Genomic DNA, 24,884 nt, shown 5'->3' with positions numbered 1-24,884 from the left:
CTTGCTCCTTACACAACCGCGCGGCGACTGATGACAAAGACGTTCACGAGAAGTGATCCGACGAGGATTAAGCCGAATGCCATCTGGGTAACGAACCCCGAAACCGTGCCGAAGTTGAAGGTGGAGAGGAGATAGGAGATGAGGAACATGTTGATCGCGCCAAGCGTAGATCCAAGTGCTCCACCACGACCACCGGAGAGGCTCGCACCTCCGAGAACCAGGGCCGTAACAGCCTGAAGGGTGTAGGTGCTGCCCTGCGTCGGATCACCAGAGGAGATCAGCGCCGTGTAGCTGAGGGCGGCAAGTCCAGCGAATGCTCCACCAACAACGTGGGCGATGATGCGGACTGCGTCCACTCGAACGCCGCTCGTATACGCCATGCGCTCATCCGCACCCGTCATGCGAAGGTTGCGGTAAAACATAGTCCCCCTGAGAAGGAGCCATAATGCATACGCTGCAACCAGCAACAGCAAAACAGGTGACATGATGTCGGTCCCCGCCCCCCAGCTAAGCATCCAGTCGGGCGCGACTCCACCCGGTCGGGACATCACCATCAGGTTCAACCCGGAGAGGACAAGAAAACCCGACAGCGTAACGATTATCGGAGCGACACGCACATAAATGATAACCAGCGCCTGGAGTAGCTGGAATGCCGCTCCCAGGCCGACTGCCCATACTATCACTGCGATAGGGTTGGTAATTCCGTTACCCACAAGCCAGGTAATAAGGGTAACGTTGATGAACCCCATCAAGGGGCCAACTGAAAGGTCCACTGCTCCACGACCCGCCATGACAATGGGGGTGAGGGCAAGCGCCGTTAGAATCAAGGGCGTGGCGACAAGGATTGCACCTGCGAGGCCGTTGTTCGTGAATAGCCCGTGTCCGCGTAGGGCAACGGCGACCAAAAGGACAATGAATAGGCCGGCCGGCACGAAGAGGGAACGGTCCTGGGTGATTTGACGGAATGCGATTCCAGACATCATGCAGTCCTTTCCAGATCGAACTCGATGGAGGCGTTTGGCGATTTTCCAAACATTGCGGCCAAGATTGGCTCTTCCGCTATGTCCTCGCCTGCTAGCGACCGGAAAAGCCTTCCAGCAAAGAAGACGTCGACGCGGTCCGCAAAGCCGATGAACTCTTCGATTTCGCTTGATAGATAAATCACGCTGCCACCCTTCTCCGTGAACAGGCGCAGTTCGCGGTAGAGATCGCGCTTCGTTCCGAGGTCGACACCGCGAGCGGGATCGTTAAGGACGATGACGGACGGTTCGTTTGCAAAGGCACGGCCGATCAAAACTTTTTGCTGATTTCCGCCCGACAGTGAGGTGATCTTGTTCGCCGGACTTCCAATCTTAATCCGGAGCCGATCCACCTCGCGTTTGAACATGGGTTTGAGGCCGGCCTTATTGATTATACCAAGAGGACCGAGGTTCTTGCGATAGACGCCGATGGCAAGATTTTCGAAGATGCTCTGCTGAGGGAAGATACCTTCACGCTTGCGGTCGCCGGAAATATACGAGATTCCTGCTTTGGTAGCGTCTTCGAGCGATGCGACCTTTTTCATTCTCTCGGTGCTGGATGACCAGACTTGGACATTACCACCAAAAGGCTGGATGATACCCGCAACGGCGCGTACGAAAGCGTCCTGCCCCTGCCCGTCGAGTCCTGCAACACCGATGATCGCTCCTTTCGGTAGATCGAAATCGAAGGGCGCTGCCGCGCTGTGAGTAACGAGGTCTCTTACCGCTACCACGGCCGGCGCGGCGGCGCCTACTTGCTTTGATTCGTACGCCTTCGCGTCGCTTGCGTTTCGGTCCGCGGGCGTCATCATTGAAAGCAGGTTCTCTTCAGTTATTTCATGCTTCTCGAGCGTACCAATCGTGACGCCGTCGCGAAGGATCGTGGCTCGATCGGCGATGCGGACAAGTTCAGCGATCCGATGCGTTACGATCAGCACGGTCGCACCTTCCCTACGGAGACGATCAATTTCCTCGTGGAGGCGGATCGTGGAATCGAGGTCTAATGCCGCAGACGATTCATCGAGGATGAGGACCTTCGGCCTGCGCAAGACCGCTCGCGCAATAACTATCCATTGCTTGACGCTCAGAGGCAATGCCCCAACGTTCTGATCGAGATCCACGGGCTTGCCGACGAGGCGTTTCAGGATCTCCTCAGCCTCGGTACGCCGACCACTGCCGCCCTGCGAGCGGAAGATGCCGTCGCGCCCGACATACAGGTTTTCCAATACACTGGCCTCGTCGGCCACCAGCACTTCCTGGAAGATCGTTGTCAGCCCGATGCGCTTGGCGTCAGTCGGAGTCGAAATCTCTTCTCCAAGGACCGAAACGCTCCCGGAATCTGGGTGCAACACTCCAGACATGATCTTCGCCATCGTGCTTTTGCCACTTCCATTCTCTCCGACGATGGCGTGCACTTCTCCGGCCCGGGCTTCAAAATCACACTTCTTTAAGGCCTTAGTCTCGCCGAAAGACTTGGCAACATTGATCAACTTGATCGTAGTTTGGTTTTGCATCGGAGATCCTCTAATCCCAACGGCCGCGCGAGGCGGTCCTCCCACAAGAGAAACTTCTGTCCGGTGGCAAGACCCACCGGGCAGAACAGTTTCACTTCGACACAGGCTTCCAGGGATCAGCCGGGCGTTCGAAGTAGTCTGCAGCAATCGCAGCAGGAAACCACCCGTCCGCCTTGGGCTCCACGAAGTCTGTCGAGTTCAAGTCGCAATCTTCTGGTATTGCCGCGCGGACTTCATCGATGGTGTAAGGCAAGACGGGTCGAAGGAAGGACTGAACCTTAGGGCCTTGTCCCTCCAATGTGCGGAGCATGATCTCCCACATCTGTTGCATCTCGCGACGCGGCGGCCAAATATGGAAACTCCTGTCCACAAACTCGGGGTTCTTGCGCCAGTAGCACGCGGCGGAAGCTTCCCCCCCGAGAGTAATCGGGATCATGTCTCGACCTGACTGCAGCATTGCGTTGAGAACGCCGTTCTCTTGGGCCCCCTGCGTGAGGATCCCATCAATCTTCGTCGGGTTCGTCGCAAGAAACTTCTGAACTTCGACCTGGGCCACCTGGTCGGTCCACTTCCCTGCAACTTCACCGACGATCTTTATGTCGGGGTACTTAGCAAGTGCTTCCTTAGCCGCTTTGTCAAAGCTGTCCGAAGAAGCGAAACCGGGAATACCAGAAACGAGAAGGATATTGCCCTTCTTTCCTATTTTTTCCGCCAGCCACGTCGCCATCTCGGCACCGCCCTGCGCGTGATTGGCCGCGCCATTGATGGCGTATGGCGACGTCACGTAGCCCGAAAATGAGAACACCGGCACACCGGCTTTGTAGGCATATTCGATCGTCTGATTAAGAGCCGTGACGTTCGAGCAGCAGATGATGATTGCATCGACGCCTTCGTCCACCATCTGACGCATCTGCTGGATCTGAACGGCGTCTTTAAGATCCGACTGGGTGACCACGACATCAGACACCAGGCCCGCAGCCTTTGATCGCGGTAAAAGATCGCTCATGACCGCATCGAGAGCTGCGGCTCGCCAGGTGTTGCCAGCGTAGCTGCTTGCATAGCCGATCTTCCACGGAGGACCCTTTTTGGGCTTGAAGTCTTTGTAGGCGCTCGCCCCCAATGGAATCTGCGGATCTACAGTTTCATAGATCTTCTTTTCTGTAGCCGGTAGCTGATCGACACCATCCGCGTAAGCGGTTGTCGCCAGGGCGCTAACCGAGATCAGCGCCCCAAGTGTGACATTCAGAATGCACCTCATTGAAGTTCTCCTCCCGAGAAAAGGATCAGGCAACCTTAGACCGAGCTGCTGATGACTGTTGGATCTCCTCAAGAATCGGCAACAGATACTTCCGGAACTCGCTATAGTCCTCAGTAACGGGAAAATGTCCGAGCTTTTCCATTGTCCAAAACTTGGAGCCTTTGACCAGGTCTGCAGCAATCTTGGTATCGGCCGGGGACGTGTTTGGATCGTATTCGCCCGTGAGGAAGTATAGCATACATTTCGACGTATCGATTTTGCTGGCTTCCTCTGGCGACACATCGTGGTCGTAGTAGTAGTAATAAAGATCACCCGCGAAGATTCCCGGTCCACCGCAGCTGTATTCCCACTGGATTTCACGGACATTCGCTTCTGGCGAGTACGGTGAGATATTCAGCATCATCGCCGCACCGATGGAGGTGCGATTGACGTTTGGATTGTCGAACTCCCTGCGGATGCCAGCCATACCGACGTCGACGTACTCCGCCGCCGAGCGCAACGCACCTTCGACCGAGATCGTGGCGCGGAAGTTGTCCGGATAGTTCGATGCCAGGTCGATCGCGAGATGGCCGCCCATGGAGCTGCCCAAATAAACGGGGCGGTCTAGGTCGAGCGCTTTTGAGAGTTCGAGCTGGAAGTCCATCATGAACTTCTTGGTCATGTTGTATTCCTTCTCCCACCAGCGAACGCCGTAGGGGGGAAGGGACTTGCCGTGATACGGCAGATCGAACGCGATGACGCGAAAATTTTTTGTCACGTCGGAATCGCAAAGCATATGACGGTATTGGCGACCGTCGGACCCTGCCGTATGACCGACGAGAAGCGGAATCCCCTGGCCCGCTTCTTCGTAATAGACGCGGTACTCGATACCTTCTACGGTGAGATAGAGATAACGGCCGATAATGGGGTCAAACTTGGTCATGCTGCTGCTCCTTCAGAACGGGCATTGCGCATCAGGGTGGTCATGCGGTTGAGAGCAGGCAGATACGCGAAGGTTTCGTTGTTACTGCTAAGGTAGAGGCCATGCTTGATGTTTGATGACTGCAAGCACTGATAAAACGGCAAGGGTTTGTGCTGAAGCAGCGCCTCCCACTGTGAACCGGTCCCGCGTATGACGATAGTGCACTTGTCGTCGTCGTATTCGGCCTCTTCCACCTTTAGCAACGTACCGTCCTCGAAATGAAGCGCTACACTGCGGGTAGGGAAATCGCATTTTAATATACCGTTAAGATAACGAGTTTCGCGCTTGAACTCGAAATCCTCCCGCACGAATTCTATGAATTTCTTGAGATCTATCGCCATTTTAGGCTCCTCCCTTGTTGATAAGCGCTGAGAACTCCGCGCATGTTGTACATGCCCCCTCACGGGACAGCACATTCTCAAATGCCCATTTCGGTGAATACTTCCTGGGCATGCCTGAAACTGTCGATGCCTGCTGGCACACCAACGTAGATAGCCACCTGAAGGAAGATCTCCTGGATCTCCTGTTTCGTAACACCGTTGTTGATGGCGCCGCGGATGTGGCCTCTGAGCTCGTGCGGTCGGTTTAAAACCGCTATCATTCCAAGGTTGAGGATCGATCGAGCGCGACGGTCGAGGCCAGGTCGGTTCCAGATATTGTCCCAACAATACTCGGTGACGAGTTCCTGCATCGGCCAGGTGAAGTCGGTCGCCTTTCCGAGGGCCGCATCAACGTAAGCGTCCCCCATCACCTGCCGACGAGTAGCAAGTCCGCGCTTGAACTGCTCCGATGGAGCTGTTCGCTCGCCGGCCTTAGACCCCTTATCTTTCCTGTCCAAAGTGGCCATTGGGTTTCGCTCCCTTCATCATATTTGACAGATTATCAGACAATTTTCAACTGTCAGTTTGGCGTAGTTTTTCGCGGTCAGGCCTGATCTTTCACGAACTGCGCAATTTTCGTATGGTCGACATCGGGGCCTAAAGCATGCCGAGCAGCATCCCAGGCATCAGCGGTACCGGCCAATGTCGGCAGCTGGAGATTGAGCGCCTTCGACAAGTCCGCTGCAATCCTAATGTCTTTCGCCATAAGCCCCAAAGCAAAACCAGAGCCAAAAGTCTCCGAGAGGATGAACTGCTTCATCTTCACTTCTGTTGCGTTGTTCTTGCCAGACGACGAGTTGAGAATATCGACGATCGTTCTAGGATCGAGACCAAACGTTCGGCCAAGAAGAACGCCTTCGATAGCTGCCAGAACCCCGGCTCCCGATACGAAATTGTTGATGGCTTTCATGGCGTGCCCTGAGCCGATCGGGCCTGTCCTAAAAATCTGGCCGCCCATGGCGCACAGGATGGGATCAGCTTGATCGATATCGTCAGAAGCACCGCCTGCCATGATAGTAAGAGAGCCTTCGACGGCTCGCTTCACTCCGCCTGACACGGGAGCATCGACCAGCCGCAAGCCCTTCTGATGCAAGCGCTCTGCGAGCTCACGAGTATCATTGGGCGCCGATGAGCTCATGTCGATGACAAGCGCGTCAGCACTCAGGGATTGCCAGGCCCCATCCTTGAAGAGCGCGTCTTGAACAATCTTGCCGTTGGGAAGCATGGTAACCGCAACATCGGCGCCATTGAATGCTTCCGCTACCGTCTCTGCCGGAACGCCGCCGACGGCCGCGAACCTTTCCCTAGCCTCGGCCGATAGATCAAAGCCAGTGACTTCGAATTGAGCCGACAACAGATGTTGTGCCATCGGCCCGCCCATTGCGCCGAGACCAATAAAGGCGACGCGCAGATTTTTTCGTGGTGACAACGTCCCGCTCCCGAATGTGAGGCAAGCACAATCAGCTACCTCCGTTAGTGAGGAGTAGTTAACGACCTATCAGACAATCTGTCAATCGGAAAATTCATGCTTGGGCCGGCCCTCCCTCGCTACGACGCCAATTTTGCCGTCGCTTCTTCAATCACCTCACTTAAAATGACCGTGCAAGCAGCACCCATCTTATCGTCCGATGGACACCAGAGAGGTTGTTGCGTTGTCAAAAGCACCGTGCCCTGAAGGATTTAATTACACCCGGCCACCTCCAGCATCAGACAATCTGTCAATTTTCGGAAAATCTTATGGCATCAGCCTGAGGTGTTGTTGCGCAGGTACTCGAGTGCGACTTTCGCAGCCATATCAATGTGGTGCTTACAAGCGGCCGCAGCCCTGGGTCCGTTGCGATTTTGGATCGCTTCGGCAATCTCTTTGATTTCTGCAATGCTATGTTTGAGGCGCCCCGGTTGTGTCATCGAAGTCATGCGCAGAAGATTGATCCGGTTGTGCAGCGATGTTAGCATTTGCCTGACGAAGACGTTTTTGCTGCCATCCATCAAGCAGTCATAGAAGGCGTTTTTGGCAGCGATGAGCCTGTGTCCCACGCCGCTTTCCGCCGACGCTTCGAATTCTCTAACGGCATCTTGCAAAGTGGCAATATCTTCCGCCGTTCCATTTTCGGCGAACTGCTGACCAGCAAACCCCTCGAGCAGCGCGCGGACGGTGTAGAGCTGAGCGGCCTCCTCATAGGTTATGATACTGACAACTGGACCCTTGTGGGGGAAGCTTGTGATCAATCCCTCTGCCTCAAGCTGCCGAAGCGCTTCACGGACGGACGTGCGACCCACGCCGATCATTTCGCAAAGCTCGCGCTCGACGAGCCTTTGCCCCGGCTTGAACTTGCCCGTCGCAATAGCCTGTCTGAGCCTTTCTTCGACTTGCACTCGAAGAGAGGCATTTTGCCGAGCGACCTGCAGCTCCACATCTACCATGATCAATGTCCTACGTAGCACTAATGAATTTGAGCTAAATATATGGCTGCTTCGCGGGGAACTTTCAATCAGATTGTCTGATGAGCGGTCATTAGCAACTATTCTAGAGGATTGAGCCCGCTGTGTAGAGGTCGGCTTCCCGATCCATGAGGAACCGATCGGTTGGCGCGCCATAAGTGGAAATTCTAGTCCAAATGGCCTAGGTCGTGTGGACAGTTATCTGATCCATAGCATTGTCGCCGCGATAGTGACGACGGCGAGGTAGTTTTCGGCGGTTTTCTCGAAGCGCGTCGCGACCCTTCTGAACTGCTTGAGTTTAGAAAAGCAGCATTCGATCAGGTGTCGCTGAGCATAGAGATGTTTGTCGAGCGGGTATTTTCGCGCACGCGAAGGATTGTTGGGGATCACTGCCACGGCGCCCTTATCGGCGATGGCATTGCGCAGGTGATTGCTGTCATAGGCGGTATCGGCCATGATGATGTCGGCGGGTAGGCCCTCGATCAGGGCGTCGGCTTGCGGCGCATCGCCCTTCTGGCCTGCGGTCAATGTGAAGCGGACCGGGCAACCGAGACCCCGCACGGCCATGTGGATCTTGGTGCTCAATCCGCCGCGGGAGCGGCCAAGGGCTTGATCTTCAGCCCCTTTTTTGCGCCGGCAGCGTGCTGATGGGCGCGGATGATGGTGGAATCAACAATCAAGTACTCGAAGTCTGGATCGTCCGCCATCGCCTCGAATATGCGCCACCAGATGCCCTTCCGGCTCCAGCGGCTGAAACGACGGAAGACACTGTTCCACTCGCCGAACACTTCTGGCAGATCGCGCCAGGGCGAGCCCGTTCGCACAATCCAAAGCACCGCTTCCATAAACATGCGGTTGTCGCGGCCGGACGAACCGCGTGTGCGCTCGTCACCAATGATGTGGTGCGATATCCGCTCCCACTGCTCGTCCCGAAGGATCAGACGATCCAAAACACCCATGACTGCCTCCAAAAGACAGTCTTGAATCTGATTTGCTCAGCCTTGGGAATCCCAAGAGTCCACACCGCCTAGTTCAATTGGTGTCCTGATGGCCGACAATGTCCGCCCGCCGATTTCTCAAAACCAGCCACGGTTGCGACCCTGATCGACGAGGTGTCCACGGTCACCGACACCACCGCATCTTCCAGGAGCACCCGTTCGACTAAGGGCCGGGTGCAGCTTGGCAATCGGCAAAAGCCGCATCAGCAGACGATAGTGGTTCCGATCGCGCTTCCAGTCCGGAGGCGGCATCGATCTTGAGCACCTCAAGATCCGCCATCTTTCTTCGCCTGCCAGCCTGGCTCGTACTTGCGCTATCGCTCCCGCGATTCCCATTCTAACCACTTTTCTCTCTGACCATCTCTCTTGAAAAATTGTAACCTTCGTGCTACATATCTAGTGCAATCTGTAGTGCGAAGGTGACAAATTCCGACACCTCACAACGCTCCGGCCGCTGTGCGGCGCGCGCTGCGCAAACTGGGCGCAGACATCCACGACGCACGTCGACGTCGCCGCCTGCCTATGGCGGTAGTAGCCGAACGTGCCTTCACCTCACGCTCAACGCTTCAAAAGATCGAGGCCGGCGACACCAATGTCAGCATCGGCATCTATGCAGGCGTCCTCCAGGCACTCGGCCTGCTAGATGGGCTGAGCCAAGTCGCCGACATCCGTAACGACAGCGTCGGCCAGTCTCTGGCCAATGCAGAGTTGCCCAAGCACGCTCACCCAAGGCGATCACCGGGATCGTCACGCGATGGCTGATTTCGAAGTTCATCTCGACCTTCACGGCCGCACACGTCCCATCTGGCCCGGAGCAATCGCGCCCGTGGTGCCGAAACAATCGTGTTTGAGTATGATCGTGCCTGGCTCGAGGACCCCGGCCGCTTCTCGCTGCAGCCCGCTCTAGCTCTGAGCTGGGGAGAAAAATCACGGCTTTCTGTGGCTCAATAAAGCCAGCTGGTCGTTGTCCCCTGCCTATGACCTCAATCCAGTGCCTACGGATGTCAAGGCGCGCGCGCTGACGACAAACATTGATCTTGATGAAGGCACCTGCTCCCTTGACCTGCTGGAAGAAGCTGCAGGGCTCTACGCCCTAACGCTCGCCGAGGCTCGCGCGATCATTAAGGAAGTCGCGACACCGCAAGGTGGCGCGAGACCGCCAAGGCGGTCGGTGCGCGGTCAGCCGAGATCAACCGTATGGCCAGTGCGTTCGATCACGATGATTTGCAGCGAGCGCCAGCCCTATGACGAGAGCCTTCCTCCACAGTTTCAATCCGCCCTCTGCCGGCCCGATCACTGAACCGGATTACGGCATCGTTGCGTTGTAAAGGACGGATGTCCAATGGCAATTTTCCGATCTGCGGTCCTGGCTGAATTTGCGATGGAATTGTTTCAAGCGCCTCCGTGACCAACGAGCGAAAACCAATAATTATGTGATTCGGTGAGATCGAGACGCTACTCTACGAACAAACTATGTCACTGCCAGCGGATCCTCAATCACATCGACGATCGATGGCTGGCCAAGCACGTCCGCGAAGCGCTGTAGCATGGCAACAGTACTCGATGACATCTCCGCCCTGGAGCCCGGGATATAGCAAGCGGCTGCATAAGCGAGTTGCCGTTGCCTCGGTTCCGTTAGCAACAGCGGCAGCGTCTCCATTGCTTGCTCCGGCTCAAAGGTGACGATAGCCGTCTGCACGCGAGTGATTTCGGCCAAATGATCAGCGCTTAGTGAGCGGAAGGGCTCGTCCTCGGTCAGCACCCGTGACCAGCGCGCCAGGCGGTCGCGTCGGATCCCGCCACGATCGCTCACCAGGAGTACGACCATACGGATGATGGCATCGGCGAGTCCGCCGATCGCGATCCTCCTGAGCGCATTGGCGATGTCCGGCTGCCATCTCATATCGTCAAGTGTCGTCCCTTTGCGGTATGCTTCGTGGGGATTGTCAAAATATCGCTGCCAAGGGTTGTTCCAGATCATGTGAAACGCGAGCTCATAACCCATGTCGCGCCAGTCGCGCATGACCACGATCGCCTGTTCGACAGCCTTGAAATAGAGCGCTTCCGCAGCCAGGAAAGGATTTTCCGCTGCTGCGTTCGCCCGGGAGTTCCGTACCTGCTCTGAAATTGACTTATAGCCAACCATGATCGGATTCTGAGAAGACAGCAGCGATCGCTCCAGCCGCTTTGGATGGAACATTCGGCTGGCGTCTGCTGAGATGTCTGTGACCGCGGCCTGCACAAAGGGGCGGGCAACTGTGTGATAGATCTGCGCTTGCAGTTCAGAGACGCGGGCGACGGCAGCGAAGGGACCTCCATCGTCATGGCCATCGTTAAACTCACGGATATTCTCGAAGGTGCGCTCGATCAGTTCAACACTATAGCTCTTGTGTCCAGCATCTTCTTGAATGTCCGTGATGCGCATCTCGTAAAGGCCAGGCAACAACGCCTCAATTGCCTCGAGCGTGCTTGCAACCTCATTGTATTCTTTGTTGATTACTCTCGAGGAAACGAATGTACCGAGGTGACCGACGTCGTTGTGTACCATATAAATAATGTGCTGGCCGAGAAGGCGGATTTCCTCCTCGTTGTCATAGATTTCGGGGATCCAATTCAGCGCCTGCTGCGGCGGCGTGACATTGTCGCCATGACTGGCAAATATGATAATAGGCGCCCTGATCTTCTTAAGGTCGAAATGCCGCCGGTCCGGCTCCCCATACGCCTTGTTGTGCGCCAGTCGATTACCAACAAAGAGGTGCTCAACTATCCAGCGGATCTCGTCTCCCCGCATCAGGCAGAAGCCGCCCCACCACTTCTCAGCCTTAAGGAAGGCTTCGCTCGCCGCATCCACATCTCGGAACAGTTCGACATACTTCATGAATAACTGGCGCTCGGGATTGAGCGTTTCGAAATTCTGTACGAGATGGGCGCCGTCGAAGATGCCTCCGCCCAGATCTGACAAAAACATGGTTATCCAAGCTCCCCCGAAGAGGCCCGCCATGTAGCGGAGGGTATTTTCACCGATATTTCCCGAGGTAGGTGTCACCGGCGATCCGTTGAGGATGATCGGGCCAGCTAAGTCGAGATTTGTCGCAACCATCAGAAGGGTAGCCCAGCCAGCTTGGCAGTTGCCGACTACGACTGGAAGGCGGGCAAGCGGATGCAGGCGCATGACCTCACGAACAAAGGCCGCTTCCGCATACGTGACATTAGAGAGATACTGCCCCCCCTCTGGCTCTCGGCGGAAGGACACCAAATAAACCGGGTGACCTTCCCGGAACGCTACGCCGACCTGGCTGTCTTCTTTGTGGCCACCGACGCCGGGACTATGTCCGGCGCGCGGGCAAATGATTATGAAGGGGCGCTTCGTGTCATCGACGTTAACACCTTGGGGCGGGATCATTCGAAGTAACACGTAATTGGATTTCAAGGGCAGATCGTTTCCATCCATAACTGTCTCGTAGTCGCAGAAGAAAACCGGCGGACAGCCTGCCGCTTCATGTTCGAGGAAGATGTCGCCGCGCTGTCGGAGAAGATCCATGCACAATATGGCGCGCTCACTAGCGTCGCGCAGGTATTCCGCCCAAGCGTAGCCCAAATTCCCATTGCCGTGCACCTCGCGTAGACTCTCGGCAAGACGTTCGGCCTCAGTAAAGAGCTTTCCCTGGCGGGTAGAGTGGCTGTCGCACATGACTTGCACGCGGCGCAATAAGGCAACCTGCAGAATTTTAGCGGTTTCAGCGCCCGCTTCCGCCAAGCGTTGGAACATCGGGAATAGACTTTGGGTCACTTGGCTCTCCAGTTCCGTGGATGGCGCTTCAATCCACCGGAGCGGGTTTAGAGATGTAAGAATATCCGCCATCGTTTCAACTCCTCTATGGTTATGATCCCGTACGCATACATACGTGCCAGATCGATCGTGCTTCCGTCTGGCGAGGTGCTCGGTAGGCAATGCCGACGCCTAGGAAAGCAGTTTGACGACTTCCGACCCCAACGAGTTACCGCCGCATTCATCCCCTGCAATGTCTATGCCAAGCACTGGGTCAGCCAGCTACGCCGGGAGAGGGGCAGCAAGCTCGTCGCCAGGGAATGCCACACAAAGTCTTCATTCAGCCTGGATCAGCAGTTTCTCCCAGCTCGTTGGAGACTATCGGAGGACAGGAGGTGATGGATTCGCCTGCGGTGTGGGATCCCACCAACTAGGATGTTTCAGCGGCCGTCCGCGTGGCTTTGGTTGGGGCTAAGGCTGGTGGTGGCATGGTTTATAGACGATGCCTTCTGTCTGACGCTCACCGATGACGGCAGTCTTCATCCGGTCGCAAAGCACTCCCGCGGAGCGCCGCCGAGAGCCTCGAAGGCCGCGATGTGGAAACGCAGGCCGGTCATCTCATGCATGACGAAGCGTGCCCAGATGGGACGGCTATGACCCGGCACTATCGTGAACTGCCAGATGATCCTCGGCGCCAGTTAAAGTGCCGACCGCGTGACACCGCCATTTTCGCTGGCGTTAGTGTTGGTCAGGTTTACAGCAGATCACCGATAACAGTGGACAGGTTAAACGGAACGATTCCGATCTCACCACGCGGCATCCTGTCGAGCAAGTCGACCGTGCGGGCAAAGGTTTCGACTTGCTGAAAGGCGTAATCAGGGTCGAGCCGGTCCAAGCCTCCGCCCGGCAAGACCTGGCAAAGATAGTCCGGTATCGGACAGCTTGATATCGTCGGAATTCCTGATGCGTATAATGGCTGTCCTTCGCCCAACATCACCTGCGCCGCCGCTGGGGCGACTATCAGCGCGCGTACCTTTTTGCGCCCGCGTGCGGCAGCGATGTACACGCCACTCATCGACTTATTACTGGTATAGATCAAATCGAGTTCCGGCTTCCCGGTGGGCGCGGGGTGCCCTTTTGCAAAGTCATCTCGCCACTCGGTACATCCAAGATGCTCAATCGTAGCTCCTGCAACGGCTTTAGCATGGCCGGGTTTGCCGTCCCACAATTCTGGATGCATTTCGAGCCAGGTCGCCGTCGCCTGATTCCCGTGGCGGCCGAACTGGGCAAGCTGGAAATGACCCGTGACGAGTACGAAGACGAGGCTTCGGTTGCGGGCAGATTTCGGTAGCGAGGAGAAATAATGCGCCAGAGCGAGTACCCCAGCACCGCCGTTCTCTTCGCACGCATTAGGTCCATCGGTGTGGGTGTTGATGATGATTGTCTCAAGCAGGTTGCAGCCCGGCAAAACCGCATAAATCGTATCGGTCGCAACGTCTTCCAACGTGCCATCCAAGGTCAGGCGACCGCTCAAACCGTGCTTGATCGCGGCTTTGATCCGCTCTCCTTCAGATTGCGCCACCCATATTGCAGGTAAGCCCCAATACGGTGTGGTGAATGGCAGCACCTGCCCCTTCAACTGCACTTCCGAGACGCCTTCGAAAATGCAAACGACGGCTAAAACCCCTGCTTCACGCGCCTTGTCGATCGGTACGCCAAGCAAACCGGTGATAAGCGGCGTGGTTACGGCTTTGGGAAAGTCTATGCCTTCCGGCAGGCTGCCGCGTCGATTGGTCACCAGTTCGAGGAATGCCGCCAGATCCCGACGCTTTACCGTCACCACCGCAATTTTGCCGCGGGCTTTCTCAAACGCCTGAACCCGACCGTTGAAAAGAACCATCTTACCCGAGATACCGCCGGGAGGTGTAAGCCCGGAATACGGGAACGGCGCCGCTACCTCAATTACTTCACCATTTGACAGTTTGAACGCGGTGGTTCGTGGCATCCACCGGCGCATCGTGAGTTGATCGCGCTTCACCTCAAGGCCCATCCCTCTCAACTCACCAGCAAGATAATCGATTGCCCGTGCTTGCGCCGGGCTGCCGGTCAATCGGGGGCCGAAACTGTTGAGCCTTTTGATCCAACTCCAAAGTTTCCGCTGATCAGGGAGTGCGGGGATGGACGGCTTTCGCTGCTCACTGAATCCGGTGCTGGGAAAAGCCGGGAATACGATCCCGGCGAGAAGAGCAGTGAGCCCAACAGTCGAAAAATCTCTTCGTTTCAAGACTAACCTCCGCGCCTCTCTATCACGAATGGAAGCGATACCTATGGCCGCACGCCGCCCGTGTCCTTGCAAATCCAGTGCCATTAAAAGCACACGTCTAATCTTCAGTTTTGAATTGAACGCGCAGTCTGAATCGGTTTTGGACCGCGTGCGAAGTCAATGCAGCTTTCGGACAGACTCCGCGCAAGCATCTGAAGTGGTTGAAGAGTCACTTTACTGATCTAGGAACGCGTCGTTGGTTCAATGCCTTTAAGAGCGACTTTATCTTGAGCCTAGTCTCGGGTCGGCCAAAAACCTTTGCCTGCTTGCAGACGACCATCAGTCGCCGAATGCAGCGGCAAGACTGTAAACTGTTGACCACGATAGGCGCTGCGCGTTGGACCTTTGTCACAACAACCTATCAAAACCCTCTATTTTATCCGGCGGACTTTCATTGCCGCCAAGGTTCTGGAGCTAGCGGCAAATCAGCCCCGACTGCCAATCTATTCGATGCTTGCGTCGCTGATAGTGATGCTGGCGCCCGAACCGCCGCCTGTTTGAGGCTCCAGCCGGATAATGACGGTCTGTGGCTGACGGCAAGACGGGTCATCGGGCAAGGGAAACCCAAATCGTTGAGGCTTTGCCCCGTCCAATACCGAAAACGCCTTGTTCGGAAAAATACCAAACCTACCAATTTCGCGAACGTTACTGCCGCAGTCAAGCGAAACGACCGTCGTCACTGGTCCTGAAGTCGACGGTTCATAACCAGTGACAGTAAGGACGACCCGCGCACTGGTATCAGCCGATGAGTGGACTGCTCTGCTCGATATGGTTATCGTCGCGGGCTTACTGGTCGTTGCCCGCATGTCGCTCTCGTTAGCTTGAACCGGGCTGACGATGCGCAGCATCGATAATGCCGCCGCACGAATAGCGATAAGCACCCAACGATGATAGCGCATCGATGTCTCCACAACCCAGCCAGTCCGGATGTTAGGCGGACACTATGGCTATTTCTAGCTTTGCGGGCTCTACGGCGCCGGGTTTGCCCGCTCCCGATCCGACAGGAATGAGCTGCAGGTCGATGGCCTCGCCATCCGTCTGCCCCCTTCCGCCGTAAACCCGCTGGATCGCGTCCGTCAGATCGAGGACGAAGGATGGTTTGCGATGATGGTCGCCGTCATGACCGAGAACGGCGAAAGAACCGACGTAATGGGGATCGGTGACGGGCGTATCGGCCTTAAGGTCGTTCTTGCCGAGAAACACCCGAACGCTGGTCGTGCTGGCACTGGTGATCTCGACATCGCGCAGGAATGCCAGCACACGAGGAGCGGAGGCCGCCTGCTCCTGTGCCGCGCCGAAATCCATTGTATCCATGCCGGATGGCAGAGGCGGTTGGCGGACGATCTCCTGCAATGCGCCCGCCGGGATCTTGATCGGCAGCGAAAGCGGCACGTTTTCCGTTGCCGCCTTGCTGTTGTCCGTGGAGGTGGTCGTCACGCCGGCGACTGCAGCATCGGTCGCCGTCGCCGCGATCACGGACGTGAGTTTATCGTTCAGGGCCAGCGTTTTGGCGCTCGCCGCCGCGACCTTGAAGTAGGTCCGGAAACCATAATTGTATCCGAGTTCCTCTGGAACATAAAGGTCAGAGACCTTCGGGGACCAGAAGTTGCCGTCGACATCGTAAAAATTGTCGGTGAACGGCATGTCGGCCCAGAGCCGATCCGTGCTGTTGGCGTTGCGCAAATTCCACGTCGCCCAGATGCGGTCGATGTTGCAATGATGCATGAAGAAGATCGGATCGCGGGGCGACGACATTTCCGGCATCCAGCCACCGATATTGTTGTGCACCTGATTGTGCGGTGTGTATTCCAGCGTCCCCTGCGTGCCGCTGCTGGTGGTGACCCAGGAAGGATCGAGTGAGTTCTGTCCCTGGGGGCGGGTGGTGCCGAAGACCTCGTATGGCTTCGCCGTTAGGATGGTGTTGAGAACCTGTGGCCCAACTATATTGTCCGGCATCGGCTGCGTGATTGGCCAGGTGCGCGACGAAACATAAAGTGGATTGTCCTTGCCGTCGGGCGTCTTTTGCATTGTGAACACTTCGGGCAGGTACGGATTGTCGGTCCAGTCCCAGAACGGCATAGCGAAATCGTTGTTCTTGGTCACGTGCCGAACGATGCGCTCGTACATAGCCGTATAGGCCCTGTGCCACGGCAGGAAATACCAGTTGCCATGCGGGCAGTATTTGACGACGTCACCGCTGCCGTGAATTTTCGAGAGGTTGACCCAGTTGAATTTGTCGCTGGCGGGAAGGGCGTTGAGAAGGCGCACTGCGTCGCGATAGGTCTCGATGATCGGGTCGTTCCAGGCCAAGCCCTGCAGTGAGCGCCGCCAAGGGATTGACGGTATCTGCGCGAAGGCTTTTGTCCCCGGTAGGCCGCTGGCGAGCAGGCCTGCTGCAATGACGCCACCCTGAACGATGACATGTCTGCGTGTGATGCTCATCTTACTCTCCCTTGGATTTGAATTGTCCTTCGCCAAGATTAATGCCGCTTTTAGGACGGTTCCGCGCCGTCTGGGCGCGGGAGCAGTGGGCAATTCGCACCACCATAGAGCTTGCGTTGGCTCTTTCTGAGTTTCGGTGAATCGGCGGCACGAGAAATGAAGCAAGCGACGTGCCACTCGAAAATGCAGCGTAAAATGCGAGCTAAAAACGCTACTACCGATCGTCTTCCTGCATTCCAGTTGGAATCCAGATTCCGGAAAACTTAGTATCGCATTCCATGATCGTTCGAGCGACGGCTTGCCGACCAGCCACGGCAAGCACGTTCGGTTGCGAAAACCTCAAATGATCAAGCTGAAACAGTTGTTCAGACCGGTGAGAGGGCCCAAGATGCTGAAAACGCCCTGTGCGACGATAGAGAAGCACGCATCTCGAACAGGCTTTCGCTATCGGACCCCCAGCAATGACGGAGCCGTAGCCCGCTCGCTCTCAAATTCAAAACTGCGAAGCAGGCACCACTCCGTGGCTTGACGGGTGCGTAGAGCAGAGCGGGACAAACCGATTGTCGTGATCTCGACAAATGCGACAAAGGGCGGCGGCTGTCCGACATTTGCGAGAATAGCGGCGGGATCTCCGCGCGGGAACAACGGGCTCACCAAGTGATCCCACTTTCAGTCCCATTGTGCCCACTCATTCGGGCTTACTGTCGGACCCTATCGAGACCTCGCCGCAGCTGCGAAGCCCCACTCATATCCGTTTGAATTTGGCATCAAGGCTTGACGCTTGCCGTCCACACGGGGCAATTCGGGCAGTGTATTAGCCTGCTGTCCCGCTCGTTTCCTGACCCGACATCACAGCGGGGCAGGCCGATTTGGGGATCATCGCTCATTTGGGCCATGGTCTCAAGCGTCATATACCTGGCGCGTTGAACGGCCCATTCGTCATTCTGTTCGAGCAGCAATGCACCGACGAGACGGACGATGGCTTCGTCGTTCGGAAAGATGCCGACGACCTCGGTGCGTCGCTTGATTTCGCCGTTGAGACGCTCAATTGGATTCGTCGAGTGCAGCTTTGCCCGGTACTCTTTCGGGAAGGTCATGTAGGCGAGCACGTCCTCTTCAGCGTCGTCCATGATGGTGGCAAGCTTCGGCACTTTCGGCCTGATTTGATCGGCGACACTGCGCCATTGTGCGGCTTGCTGCCTCCGGGGTCTCCTGGGCAAAGGCCGTCGCGATGAAGGCGGATACGACCCGCCTGCCGCTCTTTCCAGCATGCGCGAGCACGTTCCTCATGAAGTGAACCCGGCACCTTTGCCAAGTGGCATTGAGAACCTTGGAAACGGCAGCCTTGATGCCCTCATGTGCATCAGAGACAACAAGGTTCACACCACGTAATCCTCGACGTGTCAGCCTGCGCAGGAATTCCGTCCAGATCGGTTCGGCCTCCGAGGTGCCAACTTCCATACCCAGGACCTCGCGCCGACCGTCGTTATTGACGCCGACCGCGATAATGACGGCGACTGAGACGATGCGGCCGCCACGCCGGACCTTGAGATAGGTCGCGTCCACCACAGGTCGTCGACAGAACGAGTCGAGATTCCCTGGATATACGCTTCCTGGATAACGGCCGTCAGAGCTTTCTCTGCCATGCGGCGCGGTTCAAGGAAGCTCGGAAAGTAGCTGCCCTTGCGCAGCTTCGGAATGCGAAGCTCGACGGTGCCAGCCCGCGTCTCCCAATCGCGGTCACGGTAGCCATTGCGTTGAGTGAGCCGCATCGGGTTCTTCACACCGAAGTCAGCACCCGTGGCCGAGCCGACCTCCAACTCCATCAGCCGCTCGGCAGCAAGACCGATCATCTCACGCAACAAATCTGCATCGGCACTCTTCTCAACAAGCGAACGCACGTTCATCATGTCATTGGTCATCGGTGATCTTTCCGTCAGGTTGGTCTTGAACAACCCGACCCTAGCGGAAAACACTGATGGCCGCCCGCAAAGCCGATCACCCGCTACAGCGCAACGAGAAGCGCGCGGGCGCTCGGCTTTACTCCCTACCGTCAGCTACACCAGGTGCTGGGACACGATCCGCGTTGCCGGTTGCTCACACCGCGCCACTTGGCGTATCAAAACCGCCGAGGCTCTAATCGCCGCTGGATGAAAGTTCAGTGGCAGGTCACGCAGGCTCAAGACCCTCAAGGGCCTCACACTACGAGTTCGTCTGCAAGACATAGACTTCGCAGCCTGAACGTTTCACCCTCGATCCGCTCCATGAAAATGCCGGGACTGAACAACGACGGCTGAGTGCAGGCATCAAGACTTAAGTCTGTCGTAAAGCAGACAAAGCGAATACAAACGTGGTGCGAACTGTCGGCTATTGGCTGACACGAAGATGCAGAACCCTCGACGTGCTGGAGGTGCCCCAGGCACCTGCTATCATCGCAGGTTGGGGCCAAGGCTGGCCTGCTCTGATCCCCGGTAGTGGGCGGGGTACACCCTGCCGATTTCAATGAAGCTACGCCTTTTTTCCCGGCTGATCTCGTCCACCGTTCAAAGGCCCAACCGCCACGTCAGCAGCGTTTAGGCGAATATACGCTCCAGCATCTCTCTTAACTGCAGCGCTTCGCCGCCATCTGAGGTTTCGCGACCGCACGCGCTTGCCATGGCAGGTCCCGCAATCCGTCGCCCAAAGCCGTTATGGATGCAATACGAAATTTCCCGGCAATCTGGACATCTGCCGCGTGAGACCTGGAATGCAATATTCGAGTTCTGGTGCCTATTCAGCTCGCATTCGTGCTGCATGTCCGAGTGGCACGTCCCTTGCTTCACTTCATGCTACTGATTCACCGCAGAGAGCGAGGATGAACTGACGTAAACTCTATTTCTATCGCCCCAGTCGCTTTGTCGGAGATGGGTCACGAGCCGCATCGACGGGGCAGGAAGGCCTCAGATCGGGATTTAGCCCCAACGAAGCTGAAACCAGGGAGGCGCTCGCGCCGTGCTGGCCTTCGCGCCAAGGGCCGGCGAATTCTCCTGCGATATCGTGGCGCGGATGCACTCTGAGCCTCGAGAGGTAAGTGCTACCCTGCTCGTCAACGAGACGCCAATGAGCGTGCGGCGTCACGGAAACATATGGGACGGATTTTTTCCACGGTAAACGTCCGTACTTTCGAAAGCTGGCAATGGTGAATCCTTCAACATACTCTGCGCAACTCGCCGACGGCACTATCTCGGTTCACGTGGATCGAAGCCTTGTACCCCCCATCGAGATGTTCGGCTTCGGGCAGCGAATCAACCCGAACCGCTCGTTTCTGTTTGTTTCCAAGGTTCTTGGTCGATTCCTGCCGATCCGCCCTTCGGTCATGGGAAATGCATTCGACCTCCTTGCACGTCAGATTCCTGCCGATATTCCTGGTCCGGTTTTGTTCATCGGAATAGCCGAAGCGGGCATTGGCCTTGGTGCGGGTGTCCATCGGCGGTTCCGCGAACTCACTGGTCGCGGCGATGCAATATATATCTGCTCCACTCGCCATGATCTTAAACTGCCGCTGCTGTGCGAATTTGAGGAAGAGCATAGCCATGCCCCGCGGCACCTCCTGCACGAACCATGCGAGGCAAGGCTCCGCGACTTGGTTCATGGTGCGACCGGCTTGGTACTCGTTGACGATGAGGCTTCGACAGGTAAGACATTTGCCAACATCTTCGCTGCCCTTCCCGCAAAAATTCGTTTGAAGCTGAAGCACACAGTCCTACTTACGCTTACCGACTGGTCAGAAGGCGCTGCCCGCGCGGAGATCACGGGAACAGTCAGTGAGGCTACTATCGTTTCCGGACGGTACAGTTGGACTCCGCGTGGGGATTTCACGGCAGCTACTCCGCAGGTCCCTTCCTGTGACCGTCCTAAGCGGCCCGAGGTCTGTCCCGACGTCGCTCGAGACTGGGCGCGTCTCGGCGTCGTCGATCACTTGCAGGGTCTCAATGCAAACGCTGCCGATGACGGGATTACCCTCGTACTCGGAACGGGCGAACACGTGTGGCAGCCCTTCCTGCTTGCGGAGCGCTTGGAAAAGGAGGGCGCTGAGGTTTTCTATTCATCGGTGACGCGTTCTCCCCTGTCGAAAGGCCACGCGATCGGTTCAGTACTTTCGTTCTCCGACAACTACGGCGGAACAGTTCCACATTACCTCTACAACGTCGATCCAGCGCTGTACTCGAAAATTATACTCTGCTCGGAGACAGGCCCGGAAAATGTCTGTGCCAGCCTGATGTCCGCACTGGGCGATCCCATTGTCCTTTCAGACGTAGAAGGTGAATGAAGCCGCCTTAGGCCATGCGGTCTGCCGCTTCGAAATCGGCTCACTCGATCGGACATTTCCGCCAGTCCACGGCGACACAACACTGCTGTCGCGTTATCTAAGGACATCACTCCCATGGGGGATACCTATGACAGCATCGCCTCCCCTGCCACACTGGGCTCCTACGCCGAATACGACGTGACGCTCCTTCTCAAGAGAGTGGATATTCAGCCTACTGACACGGCCACGAGGGAAGAGGCCATCCAATCCGGGCGGCGGCATTACTCGGAAATGATTTCCGCCGAGATGGCCCCGACCCGCGAATACATGGAGCTGTTTGCTAAGGCCATGGCCACTGGTGGCCCGCGCATGGGCGCCGAGACGGCACGCCTCGCCCTCGCGATCGTGCAGTCGGTCGAGGGTCCTATTACCCTTGTCAGTTTGGTCCGCGCCGGCGTGCCCTTCGGCATCCTTCTCAAGAGGGCCATCGCCTTACTCGGCCGGGACGTCGGACACTACGGGTTGTCGATCATTCGCGACAAGGGCGTTGACGACGAGGCTATGCGCCACATTCTTGCCAGGCGTCCTGTCGAGAGCATCGTCTTCGTAGATAGCTGGACGGGCAAAGGAGCAATTGCGAACCAACTCGAAAAGAGCTTCAAGGACTACTCAGACCGGCCTGCGCGGCTAGTTGTATTGGCCGACCCCTGCGGCTGCGCATGGCTCGCCGCATCGGGCGACGACTGGCTTATTCCCTCCGGAATGCTAGGATGCACCGTATCCGGGCTTATCAGCCGCTCGATCCTCAACGCTGCCCTCGTCGGTCCCGGTGACTTCCACGCCTGCGTCCAGTGGGATAATCTCGCGGAACACGATATTTCCCGATCATTCGTGGATGGTATGTGGAATGATGTCTCCACTGTGATTGCAACCGAAATCCCGAGCGTCTGGAGTATCGAGACCCGCCGGGCGCATCGCGATGCCGCCGCCGCTGCCGTCGCCTGGGTGATGGGGGAGGACGCCGTAACGAACATCAACCGAGTAAAGCCGGGCATTGCGGAGGCGACCAGGGCCATCCTGCGACGTGTGCCGGAAAAGGTGTACGTCTCGTCGCCAACCGATCCAGAACTCGCGGCCCTCATGTACCTGATCGACAACAAAGGCGTCCCGTATGTCGTCTCCCCTAGAAAGATCGCCCCCTACCGCGCCGTCACGCTGATCCGGCACGTCTCCTAATCTCCACGTATGTCTACTTACGAGCTCGGCGCGCAGGTCAAGGAAACTGAGATGTGACAAATTCCGTATCGTAAAATTCATTGCCAATGGAGAATCCGCGAAAGCTCACATCTGGCAATCGATCAAATATTTAACCAGTCGCATTTTGGAGTACGCATATGAAGCCCATTGCTCTGGTGGACCTCGACGACACCTTGTTTCAAACCAAGAAAAAGATACCGGAGATTGCGGAAGCCGATCTGGTATTGGCGTCCAAATCCATTAATGGAAGCAACTCCTATATGACGAAGATTCAAGCTGCCTTTGTCGAGTGGCTGCTCGTCTCCACGGAGGCCATCCCGGTTACGGCGCGCGGCTCTGAGGCTCTTTCGCGCGTTACGATCGCGTTTGAAAGCTACTCAATCGTATCGAACGGTGCCGTCATCCTCAAAAAGGACGGCAAGCCTGACGCCGAATGGCATGAGGTCGTCGCAAGGGAGCTCCGGCCGCTTGCCGGCTTTTTCGATAAGCTCCTCGATGAGGGCAGGACCAAGGCGAGGGAACTTGGCGTCCACATCCGGTGCTGGTCGGTGATGGAAGCTGATCTCGCGACATATGTTGTCTTCAAAGAGATTGACGGAGACGGCTCACGCCTTGAAGAGATTGTGCCGATCATTCGAGAAAAACGGGGTTGGGTTCGACACCACAACGGCAATAACCTTGCGCTAGTTCCGCCTGCGATCTCAAAACGGGTGGCCTCACAATTTCTGCTCAAAAAGCTTCGGACGGAGCATCCAGGTCGCCCAGTGATCGGCTACGGTGACAGTGTGAGCGACTTCTCCTACCTGTCCCTCTGCGACTGGTGGGGCGCTCCGGGTAACTCTCAAATGACAGACCTTGTCGTTTCCGCTGTTGCGCGTGAGAGATAGGTGACACGCGTACTGCGAACGTGGTGATATGTGAGGAGGGTGCAGGAATGATCCTGCACCTCCAGTCTTTTAGTAGAAACTTCCTATGGGTAAAACGCCGCGCCATATCGCGGTAAGAACCATGGCAAGCGCGGCGAGGATCGCGAGATTCCCGTCGGCTTTTACCACGAGTACGTAGAGCTTGTATTTCAGCATGATATGACCTTTCGATGAGCTCATTAGGAACTGCCGTCTCGACGGTTCGTGCCTTACTTGCGCAGAGCGAAATTTCGCGCCCATGATCCTCTCGGCGTCGATCCGCCGGAAATGGTCGACGATGGGTTGATCGTCATAGACCATGGCCGCGCTCTTGACGCAGCCGAACATCATGGCCTTCAAAGACGCGACCGGGCCCTCGCCCGCAGCCGGCGCTGGAGATAGGAAAACTTGGTTGCTTGCCAAACGCGTCCTGTCGATCTTATAAAAACGCAACGTTAGCCGAAGCGGGATCCATTTGGGATCCACGGCAACCAGCCGCCGGTCTCCCGCTCGAAACAGCAGCACATCGGCGCGCATGTCCGGCGTGAACCGTTTGCCGAACCAGCCAAGATCTTCGAGCACACCATCGAACGATGCCCCGTCGATTGGCGACTGTCTATCCATTCAAGCGGCCAGTGCGGCTGCTCGGCGTCACGCTTTCAACGCTGACGACCTCCGATCGGCAATGCACGACCCCAGTCCCAACTTGATCTCGGGCTCTGACGGCCCATCGCCCCGAAATAGAAAAGCCTGCCGCGGGAGGAGGTGCGGCAGGCTTTCCTAAAAGAACCGAACGGCGACCTGGGAGGAGGAGTGCCGCTGTTCCCACAGACGTCCCTTTGGGAGGAGGAGTGGGCCGTCTAAACTTCGAAGCGTTGCGGGAGGAAGCATCGCTTCGATGAAAATAGCAATACTCGGGCCAGCGCCATGAAGCCAGCGTCTATGTTGCACTGCAGCTATGCACCCGCCGCAACAATCGGCAGGACATCGAGCATTCCTACCCCTGATTTTGTCGGCGGCTCTGCCGCTGTTACAGAGTGGAACCGCTACAACGTCAATTTCGATATCGAAAGCCCCAAAGAAGGCCGTGACAGTTCGCGGCGGCCCTGCCGTCATGGAAAGTAGCGCCGCTGGAGACGGTGGCCGGCAGCTAAGCTGGATCGGTGCGGTTCGCGACAGTCATTAGGGGACACCCGGTGACAGACAGTATGAAGTGGCAGTCGCTCCCAGAAGCGCAAGATGTTCTGCGGGTATGTTTTCACCGTTAAGACCCGGCTGTACAATCCCGATCCGGTACTCGATGAACTTGCGTCGGGCAGCCTTTCGAA

Annotated in this window: 16 protein-coding genes and 6 pseudogenes; 6 read left to right on the top strand and 16 right to left on the bottom strand. The window is 56.7% G+C overall.

The annotated features are described in order from the left end of the window. Positions 1-8: 8 nt before the first annotated feature. The 9 genes and pseudogenes from AMK02_RS23885 to AMK02_RS30510 all read right to left on the bottom strand — a co-directional run bounded on the left by AMK02_RS23885 (position 9) and on the right by AMK02_RS30510 (position 8,533). On the bottom strand, positions 9-983 hold the full coding sequence (locus AMK02_RS23885) for an ABC transporter permease (RefSeq protein ID WP_008534336.1): 975 nt from the start codon (positions 981-983) through the stop codon (positions 9-11). Then, the gene (locus tag AMK02_RS23880; protein ID WP_004668627.1) at positions 980-2,533 is read right to left on the bottom strand and encodes a sugar ABC transporter ATP-binding protein; all 1,554 of its coding nucleotides are present in this window, start codon (positions 2,531-2,533) and stop codon (positions 980-982) included. The genes AMK02_RS23885 and AMK02_RS23880 overlap by 4 nt, the downstream gene beginning before the upstream one ends. Before the next feature lie 91 nt (positions 2,534-2,624). Next, complete coding sequence (locus tag AMK02_RS23875) at positions 2,625-3,791, bottom strand: ABC transporter substrate-binding protein (RefSeq protein ID WP_008534334.1); 1,167 nt, start codon at positions 3,789-3,791, stop codon at positions 2,625-2,627. A gap of 25 nt (positions 3,792-3,816) precedes the next feature. Beyond that, positions 3,817-4,713, bottom strand: coding sequence for an alpha/beta fold hydrolase (locus AMK02_RS23870; RefSeq protein WP_004668623.1), 897 nt, complete (start codon positions 4,711-4,713; stop codon positions 3,817-3,819). Further along, positions 4,710-5,093: a hypothetical protein gene (locus AMK02_RS23865; RefSeq protein ID WP_004668622.1), complete on the bottom strand. Its 384-nt coding sequence runs from the start codon at positions 5,091-5,093 to the stop codon at positions 4,710-4,712. Before AMK02_RS23865 ends, AMK02_RS23870 begins: the two co-directional genes overlap by 4 nt. A gap of 77 nt (positions 5,094-5,170) precedes the next feature. Next, complete coding sequence (locus AMK02_RS23860) at positions 5,171-5,599, bottom strand: carboxymuconolactone decarboxylase family protein (protein ID WP_004668619.1); 429 nt, start codon at positions 5,597-5,599, stop codon at positions 5,171-5,173. A gap of 77 nt (positions 5,600-5,676) precedes the next feature. After that, positions 5,677-6,561: an NAD(P)-dependent oxidoreductase gene (locus tag AMK02_RS23855; protein ID WP_011053340.1), complete on the bottom strand. Its 885-nt coding sequence runs from the start codon at positions 6,559-6,561 to the stop codon at positions 5,677-5,679. A gap of 314 nt (positions 6,562-6,875) precedes the next feature. Continuing rightward, positions 6,876-7,556 (bottom strand): GntR family transcriptional regulator, encoded by a 681-nt coding sequence (locus AMK02_RS23850; RefSeq protein WP_004668612.1) that lies wholly within the window; start codon positions 7,554-7,556, stop codon positions 6,876-6,878. A gap of 216 nt (positions 7,557-7,772) precedes the next feature. Continuing rightward, positions 7,773-8,533 (bottom strand): annotated as a pseudogene (locus tag AMK02_RS30510) (IS5 family transposase). Between the two features lie 465 nt (positions 8,534-8,998). Between AMK02_RS30510 and AMK02_RS23835 the strand changes: the two are divergent. Next, entirely contained in the window at positions 8,999-9,334 is a 336-nt protein-coding gene (locus AMK02_RS23835; protein ID WP_026188835.1) for a helix-turn-helix domain-containing protein, read from the top strand. A 160-nt stretch (positions 9,335-9,494) separates the two neighbouring features. Further along, positions 9,495-9,820, top strand: a pseudogene (locus AMK02_RS32275) (HipA domain-containing protein); the annotation flags it as partial. A gap of 223 nt (positions 9,821-10,043) precedes the next feature. Here AMK02_RS32275 and AMK02_RS23830 read toward each other — a convergent pair. From AMK02_RS23830 to AMK02_RS23815, 6 genes and pseudogenes are all read right to left on the bottom strand, one after another. Next, positions 10,044-12,434 carry a DUF3141 domain-containing protein gene (locus AMK02_RS23830; protein ID WP_011053336.1) on the bottom strand — a complete coding sequence of 797 codons (2,391 nt, stop codon included), beginning with the start codon at positions 12,432-12,434 and terminating at the stop codon, positions 10,044-10,046. Between the two features lie 402 nt (positions 12,435-12,836). Beyond that, a pseudogene (locus tag AMK02_RS31400) lies at positions 12,837-13,030 on the bottom strand (IS21 family transposase); the annotation flags it as partial. Positions 13,031-13,095: 65 nt separating this feature from the next. Further along, positions 13,096-14,625 carry a hypothetical protein gene (locus AMK02_RS23825; RefSeq protein ID WP_004668604.1) on the bottom strand — a complete coding sequence of 510 codons (1,530 nt, stop codon included), beginning with the start codon at positions 14,623-14,625 and terminating at the stop codon, positions 13,096-13,098. Between the two features lie 482 nt (positions 14,626-15,107). After that, a complete protein-coding gene (locus AMK02_RS30500; protein WP_004668602.1) occupies positions 15,108-15,563 on the bottom strand; it encodes a hypothetical protein in 456 nt (151 codons plus the stop codon). A gap of 31 nt (positions 15,564-15,594) precedes the next feature. Then, positions 15,595-17,106 carry a tyrosinase family protein gene (locus AMK02_RS23820; RefSeq protein WP_004668600.1) on the bottom strand — a complete coding sequence of 504 codons (1,512 nt, stop codon included), beginning with the start codon at positions 17,104-17,106 and terminating at the stop codon, positions 15,595-15,597. 767 nt (positions 17,107-17,873) lie between these two features. Further along, a pseudogene (locus tag AMK02_RS23815) lies at positions 17,874-19,028 on the bottom strand (IS256 family transposase). Between the two features lie 250 nt (positions 19,029-19,278). Between AMK02_RS23815 and AMK02_RS32270 the strand changes: the two are divergent. The 4 genes and pseudogenes from AMK02_RS32270 to AMK02_RS23795 all read left to right on the top strand — a co-directional run. Beyond that, positions 19,279-19,403 (top strand): annotated as a pseudogene (locus AMK02_RS32270) (IS481 family transposase); the annotation flags it as partial. 878 nt (positions 19,404-20,281) lie between these two features. Further along, a complete protein-coding gene (locus tag AMK02_RS32265; RefSeq protein WP_011053330.1) occupies positions 20,282-21,415 on the top strand; it encodes a phosphoribosyltransferase domain-containing protein in 1,134 nt (377 codons plus the stop codon). 114 nt (positions 21,416-21,529) lie between these two features. After that, positions 21,530-22,630, top strand: coding sequence for a cysteine protease StiP domain-containing protein (locus tag AMK02_RS23800; protein ID WP_004675992.1), 1,101 nt, complete (start codon positions 21,530-21,532; stop codon positions 22,628-22,630). A 158-nt stretch (positions 22,631-22,788) separates the two neighbouring features. Then, complete coding sequence (locus tag AMK02_RS23795; RefSeq protein WP_004675991.1) at positions 22,789-23,538, top strand: hypothetical protein; 750 nt, start codon at positions 22,789-22,791, stop codon at positions 23,536-23,538. A 270-nt stretch (positions 23,539-23,808) separates the two neighbouring features. Here the strand turns inward: AMK02_RS23795 and AMK02_RS32610 are convergent. Next, positions 23,809-24,156 (bottom strand): annotated as a pseudogene (locus AMK02_RS32610) (DUF4334 domain-containing protein); the annotation flags it as partial. Between the last annotated feature and the right edge of the window lie 728 nt (positions 24,157-24,884).

The sequence above is a fragment of the Rhizobium sp. N731 genome (assembly GCF_001664145.1).
GTDB lineage: Bacteria > Pseudomonadota > Alphaproteobacteria > Rhizobiales > Rhizobiaceae > Rhizobium > Rhizobium esperanzae.
Note: the sequence above shows the minus strand (reverse complement) of the source record. Positions and strands in the feature narration are given on the sequence as shown.

Excerpts from the sequence above, each read along its gene's own strand:
- AMK02_RS23865 (WP_004668622.1), bottom strand. The coding sequence starts at position 5,093 with ATGGCGATAGATCTCAAGAAATTCATAGAATTCGTGCGGGAGGATTTC.
- AMK02_RS23875 (WP_008534334.1), bottom strand. The coding sequence starts at position 3,791 with ATGAGGTGCATTCTGAATGTCACACTTGGGGCGCTGATCTCGGTTAGC.
- AMK02_RS23795 (WP_004675991.1), top strand. The coding sequence starts at position 22,789 with ATGAAGCCCATTGCTCTGGTGGACCTCGACGACACCTTGTTTCAAACC.
- AMK02_RS23850 (WP_004668612.1), bottom strand. The coding sequence starts at position 7,556 with ATGGTAGATGTGGAGCTGCAGGTCGCTCGGCAAAATGCCTCTCTTCGA.
- AMK02_RS23885 (WP_008534336.1), bottom strand. The coding sequence starts at position 983 with ATGATGTCTGGAATCGCATTCCGTCAAATCACCCAGGACCGTTCCCTC.
- AMK02_RS23800 (WP_004675992.1), top strand. The coding sequence starts at position 21,530 with ATGGGGGATACCTATGACAGCATCGCCTCCCCTGCCACACTGGGCTCC.
- AMK02_RS30500 (WP_004668602.1), bottom strand. The coding sequence starts at position 15,563 with ATGCGCTATCATCGTTGGGTGCTTATCGCTATTCGTGCGGCGGCATTA.
- AMK02_RS23870 (WP_004668623.1), bottom strand. The coding sequence starts at position 4,713 with ATGACCAAGTTTGACCCCATTATCGGCCGTTATCTCTATCTCACCGTA.
- AMK02_RS23820 (WP_004668600.1), bottom strand. The coding sequence starts at position 17,106 with ATGAGCATCACACGCAGACATGTCATCGTTCAGGGTGGCGTCATTGCA.
- AMK02_RS32265 (WP_011053330.1), top strand. The coding sequence starts at position 20,282 with ATGGTGAATCCTTCAACATACTCTGCGCAACTCGCCGACGGCACTATC.
- AMK02_RS23830 (WP_011053336.1), bottom strand. The coding sequence starts at position 12,434 with ATGGCGGATATTCTTACATCTCTAAACCCGCTCCGGTGGATTGAAGCG.
- AMK02_RS23860 (WP_004668619.1), bottom strand. The coding sequence starts at position 5,599 with ATGGCCACTTTGGACAGGAAAGATAAGGGGTCTAAGGCCGGCGAGCGA.
- AMK02_RS23880 (WP_004668627.1), bottom strand. The coding sequence starts at position 2,533 with ATGCAAAACCAAACTACGATCAAGTTGATCAATGTTGCCAAGTCTTTC.